8 protein-coding genes are annotated in these 17,868 nt (G+C 70.8%); 2 read left to right on the top strand and 6 right to left on the bottom strand.

Going from position 1 to position 17,868, the window contains the following annotated elements; all coding sequences use genetic code 11:
- Positions 1-43: 43 nt before the first annotated feature.
- A complete protein-coding gene (locus tag DLJ59_RS05005) occupies positions 44-2,272 on the bottom strand; it encodes an MMPL family transporter (protein ID WP_124771334.1) in 2,229 nt (742 codons plus the stop codon).
- A gap of 198 nt (positions 2,273-2,470) precedes the next feature.
- On the opposite strand from DLJ59_RS05005, the gene DLJ59_RS05000 reads away from it, so the two are divergent.
- Together DLJ59_RS05000 and DLJ59_RS04995 are read left to right on the top strand one after the other, a co-directional pair.
- Positions 2,471-3,715, top strand: a complete 1,245-nt coding sequence (locus DLJ59_RS05000; protein ID WP_124771333.1) for a sensor histidine kinase — start codon at positions 2,471-2,473, stop codon at positions 3,713-3,715.
- The gene (locus DLJ59_RS04995) at positions 3,703-4,395 is read left to right on the top strand and encodes a response regulator transcription factor (RefSeq protein WP_124771332.1); all 693 of its coding nucleotides are present in this window, start codon (positions 3,703-3,705) and stop codon (positions 4,393-4,395) included. Before DLJ59_RS05000 ends, DLJ59_RS04995 begins: the two co-directional genes overlap by 13 nt.
- Positions 4,396-4,397: 2 nt before the next feature.
- On the opposite strand, the gene DLJ59_RS04990 is transcribed toward DLJ59_RS04995, so the two are convergent.
- From DLJ59_RS04990 to DLJ59_RS37850, 5 genes are all read right to left on the bottom strand, one after another.
- Entirely contained in the window at positions 4,398-5,816 is a 1,419-nt protein-coding gene (locus DLJ59_RS04990; RefSeq protein ID WP_124771331.1) for a class I SAM-dependent methyltransferase, read from the bottom strand.
- Positions 5,800-7,170 (bottom strand): L-lysine 6-transaminase, encoded by a 1,371-nt coding sequence (gene lat / locus DLJ59_RS04985; protein WP_124771330.1) that lies wholly within the window; start codon positions 7,168-7,170, stop codon positions 5,800-5,802. The genes DLJ59_RS04990 and lat overlap by 17 nt, the downstream gene beginning before the upstream one ends.
- The gene (locus DLJ59_RS04980; protein WP_124771329.1) at positions 7,167-12,848 is read right to left on the bottom strand and encodes an SDR family oxidoreductase; all 5,682 of its coding nucleotides are present in this window, start codon (positions 12,846-12,848) and stop codon (positions 7,167-7,169) included. Before DLJ59_RS04980 ends, lat begins: the two co-directional genes overlap by 4 nt.
- Positions 12,849-12,857: 9 nt before the next feature.
- Positions 12,858-14,474 (bottom strand): acyltransferase domain-containing protein, encoded by a 1,617-nt coding sequence (locus tag DLJ59_RS04975; protein ID WP_158630779.1) that lies wholly within the window; start codon positions 14,472-14,474, stop codon positions 12,858-12,860.
- Positions 14,471-17,868 (bottom strand): non-ribosomal peptide synthetase (locus DLJ59_RS37850; protein ID WP_124771327.1); only part of this gene is annotated, 3,398 nt, incomplete at its 5' end. The genes DLJ59_RS04975 and DLJ59_RS37850, both read right to left, overlap by 4 nt.

Below are 17,868 nucleotides of genomic sequence, written 5' to 3'. Positions count from 1 at the left end.
GCCGGCGGGTGCCCACTACGGAATCACCCGCCGGCCCCGCCGGTCACTCGTGCGCTACGGAGGGAACCCGGCGCAGCGCCTTGTGTTCCTTCCACGGTGCCTTGCCGAGCATCATCAGGATGCCCGGCAGCAGCAGCGCCCGGATGATCGTGATGTCCACCAGGATGGCGATGGCCAAGCCCACACCCAGCTGCTTCATCTCCAACGTCGACAGCGTCGCGAACACCGCGAACACCGCCACCATTACCATCGCGGCGCTGGTCACCACGCCGGCCGACGAGGCGATGCCGTGGCGGACCGAGTCGCGCAGGTCAGCGCCGCGGTGCAACGGCTCCCGGATCCGGCTGAGGATGAACACGTTGTAGTCCATCGACAGGCCGATGAGCACGACGAACAGGATGACCGGAATCCACGCGACCACGAACCCGCTGGAGTCGAACCCGAGCAGATCCTCGGCCCAGGTGTTCTGAAACACCAGCGTCAGAATGCCGAAGGACGCCGCGACCGACAGGATGTTCAGCACCGTGGTGACAGCCGCGATGATGATCGATCGGAACGCCAGCAGCATCACGATCAGGCTGAGCAGCAGCACAAAGCCGGCGATCAGTGGCAGGCGTTCACGCAGTGCCGAGGAGACGTCGGAGCTGAATGCGGTGGAGCCGCCGACCGCCCAGGTTGCCCCGGGTATGCCGCCCAGCGCCGCCGGAGCCAGCTCGGTCCGCAGCAACTGCAGCGTCTGTTCCGCCTCGGGGCTGTCGACCCGCTGCGGAAACGGCACGAACATCCGGGTGGTCCTCCCGTCGACCGAGGTCGTGATACGCGGGTCATCGACCGCGGAGAACTGACCGGTCGCGCCGGCGCGGGCCATCAGGTCGGCCATGGCCGTGCGGACCTGCTCGGCGCTGGCCGGATCGGCCTCGACGACGACGGTGTGGCTGGAGCCCTCGCCAGGGAACGCCGCCACCAACCGATCGCGGGTCTGCACGATCGGGTAACTCTTGGGCAACTGGTCGTCGGTGGGCATCTGCAGCTTCATCCCGGCCACCGGAGCGGTCATCAGGCCGATCAACACCAGTCCGAGCAGCACGGTCAGGCTGGGAGACTTGAGCACGGGGCGCAGGATCGTGTTCCAGATCCGACTCTCGCTGGCCGCCTGTGAGCGCCGCCACAGCAGCGGAATGCGCGGCGAGTTCACCTTGTCGCCGAGCAGCGCCAGCATCGCCGGGACCACGGTGAGCGAACCGAGGACAGCCATCAGGACGACCAGGATCGTACCGGTCGCGAGCGAGTCGAACAGGGCGCTGTTGGTGAAGTACATGCCCGCGGCCGCGATCGCGACCGCGACGCCGGAGACGATGATGGCCCGGCCGGACGTGGCCGCGGTGCGAAGCAGCGCCTCATGCAGGCTCCGTCCGGCAGCCCGCTCCTCACGCTGCCGGCGCACGTAGAACAGCGAATAGTCGACGCCGACCGCCAGGCCGAGCAGCATCACCAGGCTCGACTGGAAGGGGCTGATCGGTACGAGTGCTGACACCAGCCCGCTGATGCCCAGGGCTGCGCCGACGGCCGTGAGACCGAGCAGCAGCGGGATGCCGGCCGCGGCGAGCGCGCCGAACGCGATCAGCAGGATGACCAGGGTGATCGGAATGCTGATCAGCTCGGCACGCCGGAAGTCCTTGGCATCCTGGATGGAGAAATCCTTGCGGATCGAGCCGGCGCCGATCTGCTCGATCCGCAGGTCGCCATGCGCCTTCTGCACGGATGCCGTGGCGTCGAGCATCGGCTCGACGACCTCGATCGGTTCCTTGCGGTCCTCCCCACGCCCGCGGTCGAGCTCCACCGACAGCATCGCCGAGCGGTTGTCCGTCGAGAAGTTCGGTCCGCGGACGGTGAGCACACCGACGCCTCCGTACGCCCGCTTCAACTCCTCGGCGACCGCGGTGCCCGTCGAGCGGTCCAGGGTGCCGCTGCGGCTCTGGATCAGGACGGTCTCCATGGCGCCCTCGTCGAACTCGGCGGTGTCCACGGCGCGCTCGGCGACGGCGGACTCACCGTCGAGATAGTCGGCGTCCTGGATCGCCGTACCTGGCACCAGAAATGAGGAGGCGTAGGCCGTCAGGGTCAGCAGCAGCCAGAGAACGAGAACGAGGACTCGCCTGCGGGCGCTCCACATCGCGAGGCGTTCGGCCAGCCCACGGGGGACTGCGGGGTTGCCTTCCCCCACCAGGCCCGGCGGTCGCGGCAGTGGCTGGTTGATCTCCTTGACACCCAAGGGGTCCTCCCGTTGGCCGAGCTTCTGTCCTGACGGTCATTTGACGCTATCGACCAGGCGAATGGAGGCGCTGGCACGTTAGCCCGCCCTCGGGGGTGTGGCTAGCACTACCTCTTTTGAAGGGTCCGGGGCCACGCGGCGACGCCGAGCGCACCGGTAGCGTCGTGAACATCGCCCTACACGAAGCTGGAGTAGACGATGAACAAATGGCTCGGGGAGCGAAAACCCGTTCTGCTCCGCGAGGACGGGTGGCGGGCGAGCGCCTATCTCCTGGTGTCACTCTCGCTGGTCCCCCTCTATCTCGTGCCCTTTTTGCTGATGGTCACCGGGGTGATCGGCATCGCCGCTTTCCTAATTGGCCTCACGCTCATCCCGGTGGCGACGTTCGCCGCGCGCTGGGCGGTCCGGCTGGACCGGGCCGCCCTGCTGATCGCCGGCGTCCAGACCCCAGACCCGGCACCCACGCCCGGCCTCCGGGGCTTCGTCGACGGGCGAGCCTGGCGCGCCTTCGCGCACAGCATCGCCATCGCGTTCTGGTCCCTCGGCGTGGGCACCCTCGTCACCGCGCTGCTCCTCATCGCCTTCACGCTGGTCAACATGCCGTGGATCGCCACCATGATCCCGATCGACTACGCCAACATAAGAGGTTTCCCGATCAGCTACGGCGCATCCGTGGTCGGCATTCCGCTCGGTCTCCTGCTGGCCACCGGCACCCTGCACCTGGCCCGCTGGGCGGTCCTGGTGCGGACCACGTTCGGCCGGTGGATCCAGGGTGAGGACGAAACCGTGGGGTTGCAGCGCCGCATCGCCACGCTGGAATCCACCCGCGCCGCGCTGGTCGACGCGGCGGCCGGGGAACGGGCGCGGATCGAACGCAACCTGCACGACGGCGCGCAGCAGCGTCTGCTCACGGTGGCGCTGGCCGTCAGCCGGGCAAAGCGGCTGGGTGACACCGACATGGCGAAGACCCGCCAGCTGCTCGACACCGCGCAGGCGGAGGCAACGGCTGCGGTGCAGGAACTACGGGCCATCGCCCGTGGCGCGCACCCGCCGATCCTGACCGAACGCGGACTCGTCGCGGCGATCGTGGCGGCGGCCGGCCGGCACCCCTCGCCGGTCGAACTGGACATCGACCTTCCGGAGCGTCCGTCTCGCCGGATCGAGGCGATGGGCTATTATGTCGTGTCAGAGGCGCTGGCGAACGCCGCCAAGCACGCTGGCGCGGCGCCAGTCACGATCAAGCTCTCCCGGATCGCGGATGCGTCCGGTGACCAGCTCGAGGTGCGGATCATCGACGAGGGCATGGGCGGCGCCGAGCTCACCGCCAACGGAGGGCTCACCGGGCTAGCGGACCGGGTGCACGCGGTGGACGGGATCTTCGAAGTGGAGAGTCCGCCGGGTGGGCCCACTGAGGTGAGGGCGATTCTTCCTTGGGAACCGTAGGGAAACATCCCCGGGTCGTCATCGCCGACGACGCAGTGCTGCTGCGCACCGGCATCGCTCGGCTGCTCGAGGACGAGGGGATCGACGTCGTAGCCGAGGTAGGCGATGTGGACGCCCTCTTCACCGCGATCGAGGAACAAAAGCCGGATCTGGCGATCGTCGACGTCCGGATGCCGCCGACCTTCAGCGACGAGGGCATCCACGCGGCGCTTCGGATCCGAGCGGAGCAACCGCACATCGGGGTGCTGGTGCTCTCGCAGTATGTGGACGAGAGGTACGCGACCGAGCTGCTCAGCCGGGGCACCCACGGCATCGGTTACCTTCTCAAGGACCGTGTTCCCGACATCGACGACTTCGTCGAGGCGGTGCATCGGGTGCTGGCCGGGGGCAGCGCCCTCGATCCGGAAGTCGTCGGGCAGCTCGTCGCCCGGACGAGAATGCGCAGCAGCTCGGTGGTCGACCGCCTCTCCGGCCGGGAATACGAAGTGCTCGCCCAGATGGCGCAGGGATTGACGAACACCGCCATCGCCGAACGGTTGTTCGTGGCCCCACGGTCGGTCGAGAAACACATTCGCAGCATCTTCACCAAACTCGATCTCTCCCATGACGAGCAGGACCACAACCGCCGGGTACTCGCGGTTCTGCGCTATCTCGAATCGCTCGCACCCGGCGGTTCCTGAGGTCACCCTGGCGCCACCTGCCAAATGAATGCGTTCGGGATCAGGTCGGGCGCCAGCCAGGGTCGCAGATAGGCGGCCAGTTCATCGGACGACGGCGGTCCGGGCGGCATCCGATTGGACAGGGGACCGCGCGCCGGGCCGGTCGGCACGGCGATCGACCACAGAACCGGACCGGGCTGGCGCACCCACACCGCGTCGAACGCGCCGTCCGTGCGGCCCGCCGTCAGGCCCAGCCGCAGCCGGTACGGCAGGCCGTCGGCCAGACGGGTGAGACGGTGGGCGGTCGCGTCCTCCGGGGCGGGCCCGGTGCACCACGGGCGGGTCGGCGTCCCGCGCCGAATCGCCTCCCAGTCGCTCACCGCTGGCGCCACCAGGGCGTCGGGGATGCCGGTCACCGCCAGAATGTCGGGCCGATCGGTCGCGAGCCGGTCGCGCAGGGCGCCCGGGGTCGCGTACGCGTCCGCGTCCTCCCAGGGCACGTCGACCACGGCAGCACGCTCCCCCACATGCAGGAGCACGTCGTACCGGAACATGCTCAGCTCGTTGCGGTGCACCGCGGGCTTGGGCCGGACCTCGACCCCTGCGACGCCCGGCAGCTCCTCGACCAGACCAGTGAAGAATGCCGGGTCGATGACCAGCTCCTGGTCGAACGCCAGCCGTCGGAGCACGGCGGCGGCGCGGGCAGCGGGCTCGGCGTCGGGGCTGGTCGCCGTGACCACGGAGGCGTGGAACACCTCGTGCAGCGGCAGACTGCGGACGTCACCGACCCACACCGTGCCGCCGGGCCGGACGGCGTGCACCGCCCCGGACAACACGCGCCGGAGGTAATCGAGGTCGGGGAAGTACTGGACCACCGAGTTGATCACCACGCCGTCCACGTCTCCGGGCAGGCCGGTGAGGTCGTCCGCGTGGCGCTGCAACAGGCGCACCCGCCGGGCGACGGCGACCTCCGGGACGGCGCGGCGGGCCCGCCGCAACGCCGCCACGGAGAAGTCCGTCGCCCAGTACCGTTCGCAGTGCGGTGCGATCCGCGACATCAGCAGGCCGGTGCCGCAGCCAAGCTCGATCACCCGCGCGGGACGGCTCGCCAGTACCGATGCGACGGTCAGGTCCACCCACTCATGCAGGGCCGCCGGGTCCATCTGTGCGCCGTCGTAGCTACTGACCCAACCCAGGACGTCGAATGCCGGGTCGGCGGGCGCGTCCGTCTTGCTGTAGAGCAATTCGTACATCGATTGCAGGTGCGCCACCCGCTCGGCGCCGCCCGTCGAGACCGGTCGCGGCGTCAGGCGGGCCACCAGGCGGCCCCGGCCGGCGTCGCCGGCCTCGACGTCGACCTGGGCGTGCAGCACCCTGGGGTGGTCGGCGAGCAGCGCGGCGGCCCGCCGGGCGCCTGCCGTCCGGTCAACGCCGGCCGGCATCGGGGATCCCGCGCTCCGCGACGGCGTCACCGATCGCTGCCGTCATCCGGACCACCGACTCGTCCAACTCCTCAAGTGTCACGGTCAGCGGCGGCCGGAAGCGCAGGGTCCGCTCGCCGGCACCGACGAACAGCGCATCATGGGCGTCCCGCGCGATCTCGACGACGCGGTCGCGCAGGTCGGCGTCGAGCAGGTCGACCGCACAGAGCAGCCCGCGCCCGCGCGGGTACTCGAGGACCCCGCCGAAGCGATCGACCGCGGCGCAGAGCAGGTCGAGCAGGTAGCGACCGCGGACCGCTGCGGCGTCCATGAGTTCCTCGGACTCGATCACCTCCAGGATGCGGGTGGCCCGCAGCATGTCGAACAGGTTGCCACCGAAGGTGGAACTCAGCCGGCTGGGCGTCCGCATGGCGTTCATCGGTTCGTCGCTAACCCGCCGCCCGCCCATCACGCCGCACACCTGGGTCTTCTTGCCGAACGCGACCAGGTCGGGGGCGAGCCCCAGTTGCTGGTAGAGCCAGGGCACGCCGGTCACACCGCACCCAGTCTGCACCTCGTCGAGCACGAACAGCGCGTCGTGGCGGTGGCACAGGTCCTGCATCGCCCGCAGGAACGCCGGACGCAGGTGCCGGTCGCCGCCCTCGCACTGGATGGGCTCGGCGATGAAGCAGGCGATCTCGTCGGGGTGCCGGCGGAAGGCGGCCTCGGCGGCGGCCAGCGCGGCCCGTTCCGTGACGGTCAGACCGGGTGCGGGCCACAGCGTCATGTCATTCACCGCCGGGCTGGGCACGCGCGGCCAGTCGAACGCGGGGAACAGTCTGGTCTTGGCCGGGTCGGTGTTCGTCAGCGACAGCGTGTAGCCAGATCGCCCGTGGAACGCGTTCTCCAGGTGCAGGACGCGCCAGCCGGCCACGGCGACTCCGCGCCGGCCGTTGTGCCGGGTCTTCCAGTCGAAGGCAACCTTGAGGGCGTTCTCCACGGCCAGGGCGCCCCCGTCGATGAAGAGCATGTAAGGCAGCTCCGGGTCGCCGAGGACCCGTAGGAAGGTCCGCGTGAAGGCGGCCTGCACGTCGGTCGGGAAGTCAGGATTGGAGGGCTTGAAGCCGGCAATCGACTGCAGTTTCGCCCGGAAGCCGGGGTCCATGGTCAGGCTCGGGTGGTTGTGCCCGATCGCGGAACTGGCGTAGAAGCCCACCATGTCGAGGTAGCGCCGGCCGGTCCGGGCATCGACGATCCACGACCCGTTGCTGTGTTCCCGGTCTATGACCAGGTCGTAGAAGTCACCGGTGACGTGCCGGCGCAGCACGTCCACCGTCTCATCGGTGTGCTGATCCGTCAAAAGGTGCGCAGTCATGATCTCATCCCGTCCATTTGGCGTTCGTGCGGTGTGGGTGCCACGGTGACCTCGCCGAGCACCGAACCGACCATTCGGGTCATGCGAACCAGCACCTGTCCCACCGAGGTGGTGGCGGTGGCCAGCGCACCGTGCTGATCGGCGCTGAGGGTGATGCCGGCCGGCAGATCGGTAGCGAGGCGCGCGTCGTTGCGGCTGTCGAAGAACTCGATCCGTTCGATCGCGGTGGGCGCCAGCAGCGGCGCCCGGCCGTCACGCACGTGCGGTAGCACCGTGACGCGGAACAGGCCGTCCAACAACATCGCCGGTAGGCGGAAGTCGTCGAAGCGGGGCGGCAGGAGCCCCTGCGGCAGACGGAAAGTGGTCCGGCAGCCCTGTTCGTGGCACCGGCCGTCGGCGTTCGTAGCGAAGATGCCCGCGAGGTGGAGGAACTCGTTGGCCCGCAGGTAGGGGTCCGGAATCGGCGGGCCGACCGGGCTCCCGATGTCGAGATCGCCCGCCGCCTCGGCGGGACCACGGGTGCCCAGGTGCACGACCGCCTCGCAGTAGAGCCGGTCCGATCGCAGCAGGGTGCCGTCCGGGGCGTGCACGTCCCCGGTGATCCGAACGGTGAGTGCCGGACTGGGGTCCGCCGCGATGTGTGGCATCGGGACGACGCTGAGGCGGTAGGTGTTCGGGCGGCCGGGGTGATGGCGCACCGGCGCCACGAACCGGACGTCGGACACCGCGGTCACTGGCAGGCCGGGATGCACCGCGCACGCCGCCTCGGCTGCGGCCTCCAGCAGGAACGCGCCCGGCACGGTGGCGACGCCGCGGACCAGATGCTGATCGAGGAACCTGTGGGCCTCCGCGGTGAGGTCCAGCACGCCGCACCAGCGCCCGTCTCTGTCCGGCCGCAGCGGGCCGGCGAGGGCAGACCGCGCGGAGCTGACCGATGGGATCTGCTCACCGCGCAACAGCCCGGGGCACCGATTCCCGATCTCGGCCTGCTGTTCCGGCTGCAGGTAGACCACCGAACCCGCGCTGCGGGGATCGGCCGCCTCGGCGAGGAAGAAGCCGATGCCGTCGGCGGTGCCGATGCCCTCGGAGCCGCCCGAGCGGCCGAGGAAACTTCGGGTGAGACCGTTGGCCGCGAAACCGACGTCGCGCCAGAGCGGCCACTCGACGGTGATCTCCCGCCCGGCCGTGGCAGCGCGGGCGGCGGTGGCCAGGTATGCGTTGGCGGAGGCATAATCGGCCTCGCCCGGTCCGCCCGCGAAGCCGATCACCGACCCGAAGTTGCACCAGAAAGCCGGCGGCGAGGCGGCCAGCGCCCGCTTGAGGTTGAGGTAGCCGCGGACCTTGACGTCGCGGACCCGGCGGAACCGCTCCAGCGACTTCTTGCCGAGCGCCTCCGAATGGTTCACCCCGGCGCCGTGGATCACCGCATCGACGCGTCCGTCGTGTGCCACGACTCGACGGACTGCGGTGTCCACCGCCGCTGGGTCGGTGACGTCGCAGACCAGGTAGTGAACGTTCTCCACGCCGACGTGCGCTGCCATCCGGGTAAGGTTGCGGTGCGCCTCGCGGGCGTGGGCCATCCGGTCGGCGTCCTGTTTCGCCTGAGCGAAGGTCCGCCCCTCGCGGGCGGACCGCAGATACGTCGCGCGGTGTCCGGCGAACTCGGCGTCGGTGCCCTCGGTCACCCAGGCCGGCTGGCCTTCGAGCGGGACCGTGCCCAGCAGCCACAGGCGCGCGGCCGCCCGTTCGGCGAGCGCCAGGGCGATCTCGGCAGTCAGCCCGCGGGCGCCCCCGGTGGCCAGGACGACCGGCCGCTCCCCGAGAATCTGCGTGATCGTGGTGGTGTTCCGGGCGGCCAGGTGCGCAGCGGCCACCGGCGCCGACCGCGCGTCGCCGCGCCGGAGCACCAGCGGCAGGTTGGGGCCCGCCGCCAGTTCCACGCGCAGCGCGTCGAAGCCGGCGACCAGGTCCACCGTGTCGCATCCCACCGTCACCGTGCGCACCTCGGGCTTCTCCGCCTGGATGCTCTTGAGCAGGCCGTCGAAGAGACCGAGCGCCGGATGCGGGCTCTCCCCCACCGCACCGAGCAGCGCCACGCCGACGGTGCCGAGATCGGCGTGGAAGCGGCTCAGCACGCCGAAGACCGCGTCGTGAACGGACAGCGCGGCCTCGGTGCCGTCGAGGACACCCCTGCCAGCAACCGCCGTGGAGATCACCACGATCGACGAGACGGGGTGCGCGACCGCGTCCAGCCGGTCGTCGAGCCCGGGTGCGCTCAAGTCGACGACGGTGCCCGCGCCGGCCTCGACGAGCGCTCCGGCGGGCGCGTCGACCAGCACGAGGGTGTTGCGGTCGAGGACCTCGCCCGCCACAGTGGGCAGTGCCGGCAGCGGCACCGGGGAGACCACGAACCGGTTGGCGGCCGGCGTCACGGATTCGTCCGCGGATGGCGCCGGCTTCTCCACCACCAGGCGATCCTCGCGACCGGTGATCGGGTCGGTGCAGACGATCTCGACGGCCGGTGCGGGCATGACGAGGGCCTGCACCATCATCCGGGCGGCGTCCGCGCCCAGGTAGGTGGGGTCCGCGCCGCTGCCGCCCGCGACCAGGGTAGCCGCCCGGGCGGCCGGGCCGTCCCGCAGGACGCCCAGCTCGGGCAGTCCGGTGCGTCGCGCGGTGGAGCGGCGCGCGAGAACGAGGGTGAAGGCGCCTTCGGCGAGCGGCCGCGACACCGTGTCGCCGAGGACGTGCCGCAGCTCGGCGGTGGTGTTGCCGTTGACCCCGCATACCACGGCCAGGTCGAGGGGCGTGTCGGCGGCCGGTGCCAGGAGATATTTGCTCGCCACCCGGACCGCCTCGATGCTCGAGGACAGGCCCGTGTCGATCGCGATGTTCACGCCGTGCAGGTCGAAGTAGTTGGCCACCCGCGCCGGCACGATGTTGGTCATCAGACCCGGAAGGGTGTCCGGACCGACCGGCGGGAAGTCCGCTCGGACCCCCTCGGTGAACGCGGTGAGCGCGTCGGCGACCACCTCGTCGGCGGCCAGCTCCGGATCGGAGCGGACCGCGCTGGAGAGCAGGTTCAGGTAGCAGCGGGAGGCGGACATGGCGCCGTGCCGCGTCGGCCCGAGGTGGCCGACGAACACGCCGGTGGTGGCCCGGTGCCTGTCAACCACCTCGCCGACCGGTGAGCGCAGGAGCCGTTCGACGCATTCCAAGGCCATCAACTGGGTCCGGTCCGAGGCTCGCATGATGGGCGGTGGGAGCCGGAACCGGCGAACCGGCGGCGCCGGGTAGTCGTCGCCGAACGTGCGCGGCGGCGCGACGCCGTGTCCGGCCAGCCATGCCGTCACGTCGTCGTCGGTAAGATCCCCAGGTACGTGCGCGGTCCAGGCGACCACCACGACCGGATCGTCCGGTGTCGCGGCGTCCGGGGCGCGGACGGGCAGTCGGGCCGGCGCCACCGGCCGGTCGGCGACGACCACGTGGGCGTTGGTGCCGCCGAATCCGAACCCGGACACACCGGCTATCCGCGGCCGGTTGGCGGTGCGCGGCCACGGGACGCCGGTCGTCGGCACGGTCAGCTTCGTCCCCGCCGCCCCGAAAGCCGGATCGCTCTCCACGAACCCGTACTGCGGGGCGATCTCCTCGGCCCGGTAGGAGAGCAGCACCTCGATGAGCGAGACCACGCCCGCGGCCCAGCCGGTGTGGCCGATCTGCGCCTTGTTCGAGGTGATGACGCATCCGTCGGGACCGCCGAAGAGGTCAGCGAGCACGGAGAACTCGGTGCTGTCACCGGCCCGTGTCCCGGTGGCGTGCGCGGCCACCCAGTCCACCTGGTGCGGGTCGACGCCCGCGGCGGCATAGGCGCGCCGGACGGCGAGCCGCTGCCCCTCGGCATTGGGCGCGTGGATGGCCTTGCCGCGCCCGTCGGACGAGGTGCCGACGCCGAGGACGACACCCAGGACCTCGTCGCCGTCCGCCCGGGCCCGGCGCAGGGTCTTGAGGACCACGACGGCCGCGCCGTCGGCGAACAGCACGCCGTCGCCGCGGCGGTCGAACGGCCGGATCCGGTCGCTCTTGGACAGGCCGCCGAGTTTGCCGAACATCACCGGGTTACGCGGGGCGATGGCGTGCGCGCCGCCGCAGACCGCGATCTCGGCCGCGCCGGCCCGCAGGTCCTTGATGGCGAGGTCGAGGGCGTACAGCGACGACGAGCACGCGGTGTCCACCGCCGTGACGGGTGTCCCGTCCGGGAGCAGGTCATCGACGGCCGCCCGCACCGCGGCGTGCGGCAGGTGCGTCGCGGGGGTCGTGCCGGCGCGGCGCAGCGCCGCCGCGAGCACCTTCTCCACCCGGGCAGCCCGGTCTTCGTGCCCGGCGGCCCGCAGCCGGTCGACCAGGCCATTTGTCGCACCCCCGGCTGCGAGGGCCTCCTCCAAGTGCTGGCTGCCGTCCGCGGTGTAGCCGAGGTATGCGACGTGCGATCGGTCGCCGGAGCGCGCGACACCGGTCAGGGCCTGCCGCGTCGCCCGGCGCAGCCAGGCCGTCGTGTATTCCAGGCCGCCGCTGATCTCGTCCGCGGCGGTGACGAACCCGGCACGGCGCGACTGAGTACGATCCTCCGCCGCCGGATCGGGTGAGTAGAAGGCGGCGTGGTCCCAGCGGTCCCCCGGTTCACCGAGAGCGTCCTCGTCACGCCCGCGCAGCCGCAGGAACTCCTCGGGGCTGTGCGCTCCCGGGCACACCAGGCCCATCCCCACGACCGCGATGCCGTCGTCGTCCAGGTCGCCGTCGGCCGGGGCCTCCTCGCGCCCGGATGCCGCGACCGGCGGCGACGCGACCGGTGGCGGCGAGGCAACCGGTGGCGGCGAGGCAACCGGTGGCGGCGCCGGGCGGAACGACGGCGGCGTCATGATCGCGTTGGCCAGCGTCAGGCCGCCGTCGGCCAGCAGCGTCTGCCCGGTCACCCAGGACGCCAGCTCTGAGGCGAGGAACAGGACCACGTTGGCAAGTTCCCGTTCGGTGGCCAGCCGGCCGAGCGGGGCCGCGTCGGACACCACACGGCGCAGCCCGGCAGCGTCCGGGAACTTCTCGGCGACCGTACCGTCAACCAGCCCGCCAGAAGCGGTGTTGACCCGGATATTGTCCGACGCGTATTCCGCGGCGAGGTACCGGGTCAGGGACTCGACGGCTGCCTTCGAGGTGCCGACGGTGACGTAGTTGCCGATGACGTAGTCGGCGCCCAGCGACGAGAGGTTGACGATGGCGCCGCCACCCCGCGCGGCCAGCAGCGGTCGCGCCGCCTCCGCGCACCGCCAGGATCCACGGACGTTGGTCTCCCAGGCGCGGGCCCAGTGTTCGTCGGACAACTGCGCCGGCGGCAGCAAGGCCCCGGCAGCGGCGTTGTTGACCAGCACGTCGAGGTGCCCGACCTGTTCCCGCAGCTCGTCGAACATCCGCGCGACCTGCCGGTCCTGGGCCACCGAGCCGCGGATCAGGTGGACGTCGACGCCCTGGTCACGAAACTCCGCCGCGACCTCACGCGCCGCGTCCCGGGAATGGAAGTAGTTGAGCACCAGCGAGGCGCCGGCGGCGGCGAACGTCCGGGCGATCTCCAGGCCGAGGCCGCGGACGCCGCCGGTGACGAGCACCGTCTTTCCCGCAAAACTGATCATCACTGCCTCTCAGACCGCGACGGGTCGCAGGCGACGGACCAGATCGGCGATCCGATCCAGGGTGTTGAGCTCGGTGATGCGGAAGTCGTCGGGCAACGCGCCGAAGCCGTACCGCTCACCCAGCCGGGTCAACAGCTCGGTCTGCTTCAGCGAGTCCACCCCGAGATCCGCCTCGAGCTCCGCGTCCGCCGTCAGCACATCCACCGGATACTCCAACGCCTGCGCGTAGAACTCCCGCAGATCGGCAACCAGGTCGTCACGACCCAACGCCGGCAACGTGGCGGCCGGCAACGCAGCGACGGCACCGGTGGTCCCGGCGTCCGGAGCGGGCGCCGCGGTCAGCCGGACGATCAGGCTCGCGATGCGGTCCAGGGTGTTGAGCTCGGTGATGCGGAAGTCGTCGGGCAACGCGCCGAAGCCGTACCGCTCACCCAGCCGGGTCAACAGCTCGGTCTGCTTCAGCGAGTCCACCCCGAGATCCGCCTCGAGCTCCGCGTCCGCCGTCAGCACATCCACCGGATACTCCAACGCCTGCGCGTAGAACTCCCGCAGATCGGCAACCAGGTCGTCACGACCCAACGCCGGCATCGCGGCGGCCGGCGGCGTGACGGCCGGGGCGACCGACGGCGCGGGCGGTGCCGGGGTGGGCGGCGATGCCGGCCGCAGGGTGGCGACGGCCCCGGCAAGGGTCTCGCCCGGCGCCCGCCGGCCGTCCAGCGGGGCGACCGTCACCACGCCCGGAACGATGGACCGCACCAGGCTGGTCAGGGCCGCCCGGGCGCCGCACTCGACCCAGGTGCGCACACCGCGGCCGTGCAGGTCGCGGACCGCGTCCTGGAAGCCGACCGGCATGGTGAAGTGCCGGGCCAGCAGCGCGGGCAGGTCGTCCAGGTCGTGGTAGGCGCGGCCGAGGATCGGCGAGTGCACTCGGGCACGCAGCGGCCGCTGCCGGACGTGCTGGATGCGCCGGCCGAAGTCGTCCGCGGCGGGGGCGAGCAGCGAGTTGTGGAACGGGTACGGCGACCGCAGCCGGGTGAGCGCCACCCCGATCCGGCGGGCGACGTCCTCCAGGCGGTCCAAGTCGGCGAGCGGTCCGGAGACGACCACCTGCTCGGGCCCGTTGTCGACCGCGACGGCCAGACCCGCCAGGTCCATCACGGCCAGCAGGGCGGCGGCTCGGCCCCGGTTCGTCGCCAGGGACGTCATCGCTCCCAACCCGTCGAGCGGGCGCAGCACCGCCGTCCGCTCGGAGACGATCACCGCGCCGTCGCCGACGCTGAAAGCACCGGCCGCCACCAGCGCCGCGATCTCGCCGAGGCTGTGCCCGAGAAGCACGTCGGGCTGCACGCCCGCGCCGGTCAGGATCCGGTACAGCACCACGTCGGTGCCGTAGAGGGCGAGCTGCAGCAGGACCGGGTCGCCGTCGAGCAGTTCGGCGAGCGTCGGGGCATCCGCCCCGAGTAGACGGCCGGCGACGGCCGGGACGCCGTGCGCCTCGAGAGCACGGTCGATCTCGGCGAAGACGTCGTCGACCTCGGGTCGCTGCCGGCGCAGGGCGCCGAGGGCCCCGTCGGCGTAGGCGCCCTGGCCGGGGAAGAGGAAGGCGTTACGGGACACGAGCGTCACTCCCAAGAGTCGAGTAGTGGTTCGGTGAGATGGTTCGCCAGCGCGCGGACGGACGGCGCCTGGTAGATGTCGACGAGGTGTACCGGCCGGCCGGTCCGCAGCTGCGCCTCGGCGGCGATGCCCACAGCGAGGATGCTGTCGCCGCCCAGTTCGAAGAAGTTGTCGTGTACGCCGACTCGCTGCACGCGTAACACCTGCGCCCACACGTCGGCCAACACCCGCTCCAGGTCGGTAGCAGGCATGGCGTACGCGGTGGACAGTTCCGGGCGGTCCTCATCCGGCGCCGGCAGGGCGGAACGGTCGACCTTGCCGTTGACCGTCAACGGCAACTCCGGCAGGAACACGAACACCGCCGGAATCATGTACTCGGCCAACCCCACGGCCAGGAACTCCCGCAACTGCCCCACCGTCAACGACACACCCTCGACCGCGACCACGTAAGCGACCAACCGCACCGCCTCGCCGTCACGCAACGCCGAGACCACACAGGACCGCACACCCGGAAACGCCGCGATCGCGTACTCGATCTCCCCCAGCTCGATCCGGTGCCCACGCACCTTGACCTGCGAATCAGCCCGACCGATGTACTCCAAACCACCATCGGCACGCACCCGGGCCAGATCCCCACTGCGATACATCCGCGCACCCGACACACCCGAATACACATCCGGAACGAACCGCTCAGCGGTCAACCCCGCACGACCCCAGTAACCCAGAGCCACACCCTGCCCACCGACATAAATCTCACCGACCACACCCACCGGAACCGGACGCAAGAACCCGTCCAACACCCACACCCGGGTACCCGCCATCCCCAACCCCACCGGCGACTCCACCGGCTCATCCACGCCCACCGCATGCGCCGTCACATGCACCGTCGTCTCAGTGATCCCATACAAATTCAGCAGCGACAGACCAGCCACCACCGGATCCGCCCGCCACGAACGCACCGCCGCCATGTCCAGCCGTTCCCCGCCGAACACCACACAACGCACCCGGCAATCCCCCGGCAACCGCCCCACCAACTGCTTGAAAGCCGACGGCGTCTGCGACAACACCGTCACACCCTCATCAACCAACAACCGCCCAAACGCCTGCGGCGACCGCACCACATCACCACCCACCACCACCGCCGCACCACCCGACGCCAACGCACCCCAGATCTCGAAAACCGAGACGTCGAACGCATACGAGTGAAAGACCGACCACACGTCGTCAGGTCCCGGCCGCACCACTGGACGCGTCGACGCCAACAGCCACCCGAGATTGCCGTGCGTGACCACCACGCCCTTCGGCCGGCCCGTCGAACCAGACGTGTAGATCACGTAAGCCGGATCCGCCGCCGACAGCTCGGCGACCGGTCCCACGGGCACGTCGCCGGACCACAACGACTCGGTGGGCAGGACCGGGACGTCGGCGTCGTCGAGCGCGCCGACGACGAGCGATACCCCGACGTCCTCGATCATGAACCGCAGGCGGTCGGCCGGATACCAGGGTGGCAGCGGAACGTACGCCGCGCCGGAACGCAGTACGCCCAGCAGGACCGGAATCAGGTCGGCGGACCGGGGCAGGCCGATCCCGACGAACGAACCGCGCCCCACCCCGGACTCGGCCAACCGCGCGGCCACCACGCCCGAACGCCGCCACAGCTCCGCGTACGTCCACCGCACGTCCCCCGCGACCACCGCCGTCGCATCCGGCGACCGTTCCACCCAGGACCGGACCGACGGCACCACGCCGGCCGAGTCATCGATCGAGCCGCCGAGCGCCCATGACTCGGCCCGCTCGAGCAGCGAGAACGAGGCGTGCGCGGCGTCCGCATCGAAGGCGAGCGCGGCGAGGGCCCGCTGGTACGCGTCGGCGAGCAGCCCGATGTGCCGGCCCAGAGTCACCTCGTCGTGCACGAGGACCAAACCGAGACGGTCGGCCGGCGGGTGAACCGAGAACGCGGCCATCAGCCGAAAGTGGGTGTTCTCCGACGACCGGGAGTCCGGACGGATCACCCACGGGGAGTCCTCGTGAAACACCCGCTTCAGCTCGTGAAAGGTGACGAAGTGAAACGAGGCGTCGAACAGCTCCGAGCGGTGCAGGTCGCGCAGGATCCGTCCGAGCGGATACCGCCGGTGGGGCAGCAGGTCCACCTCGGCGCGGTGGGTCATCCGGACGATGTCGCTCCACGAGCCGGAGCCCAATGCCAGCCGGATCGGCACGGTGTTGAGGAACAGGCCCTTGATGCGGTCGCCGTCGGGTCCCTCCGGCCGACCGTGAGTGACCATGCCGCTGACGACCTCGCGGGCACCGAGCAGACCGGCCAGCACGCGCAGGTGGGCTGCCAGCAGTACGGACTTGAGCGGCACGCCGAGCCGGTTGGCCAGTTCCCGCAGGCCCCGCTCGACCGCCAGGGGGATCTCCACCGGCTGCCGGGCGATCGTCAGCTCGCCCTCCTGCTCGGCCAGGTCGGCCAGCCGGGTAGGCGGCGCGTCAGCCACCTGCCGCGCCCAGAAGCGCCGCGACTCGTCGGATGTGATCGCCGCCTGTTCGAGCCGAACGAACTCGGCGAACGAGCTCCGCAGCGGGGGTCGGTCGACGGGCGAGCCGGTCGTCAGGATCGACCAGTGGTCCTCGAAGATCTCGGCGAGCAGTGAGGTGAAGCTCCATCCGTCGACAATCAGGTGGCTCTCCACGACGAGCAGCTGGAACCGGTCGGCGGCGCGGCGCAGCAGCCGGAACCGGATCTGCGGTGGCCGGCTAGGCTCGAACGGGTCGGCCAGCTCGTCGGCGATCACCTTCTCGATGGCCACCTCCTGCTCGGCCTCGGTGAACCCGGTCAGGTCGGCGCAGGTCACGTCGGCCGGCGCGGTGGCGTGGACCAGTTGCAGCGGACGGATCAGGCCGTCCACCGCGAACCCGGTGCGCAAAGCCGGGGTCCGCGCGACCGCCGCCTCGACCGCCGCGGTGAAGGCGTCCGGGTCCAGCCGGCCGGTTACCTCGAGGCTGTTGAGGTTGTGGTAGATCCGGCTGTTGCCGTGCAGCCGGTTCTGCAGGTACATGCCGAGCTGGGTGGCCGTCATCGGATAGGCGTCCTCGACGCCGGGTGGGAGCATGACGCGTTCCTGCTCGGTGAGCAGCTCGAACGGCTCGGGCAGCGGCTGGTGCGGGGTAGCCGCGGTCAGCGTGGCGCCGAGCGCGGACACGGTCGGCGCGCGGAACAGCGCGTCGAGGGTGACGGTCAACCCAAACCGGTCGAGCGCCCCGATGATCTGCACGGCGAGGATGCTGTCGCCGCCCAGTTCGAAGAAGTTGTCGTGTACGCCGACTCGCTGCACGCGTAACACCTGCGCCCACACGTCGGCCAACACCCGCTCCAGGTCGGTAGCAGGCATGGCGTACGCGG

This window comes from Micromonospora inaquosa, assembly GCF_003857055.1.
Classification (GTDB): domain Bacteria; phylum Actinomycetota; class Actinomycetes; order Mycobacteriales; family Micromonosporaceae; genus Micromonospora; species Micromonospora inaquosa.
This window is presented reverse-complemented; position numbering and strand designations above follow the sequence as displayed.

Excerpts from the sequence above, each read along its gene's own strand:
- DLJ59_RS04980 (WP_124771329.1), bottom strand. The coding sequence starts at position 12,848 with ATGATCAGTTTTGCGGGAAAGACGGTGCTCGTCACCGGCGGCGTCCGC.
- lat (WP_124771330.1), bottom strand. The coding sequence starts at position 7,170 with ATGACTGCGCACCTTTTGACGGATCAGCACACCGATGAGACGGTGGAC.
- DLJ59_RS05000 (WP_124771333.1), top strand. The coding sequence starts at position 2,471 with ATGAACAAATGGCTCGGGGAGCGAAAACCCGTTCTGCTCCGCGAGGAC.
- DLJ59_RS04990 (WP_124771331.1), bottom strand. The coding sequence starts at position 5,816 with ATGCCGGCCGGCGTTGACCGGACGGCAGGCGCCCGGCGGGCCGCCGCG.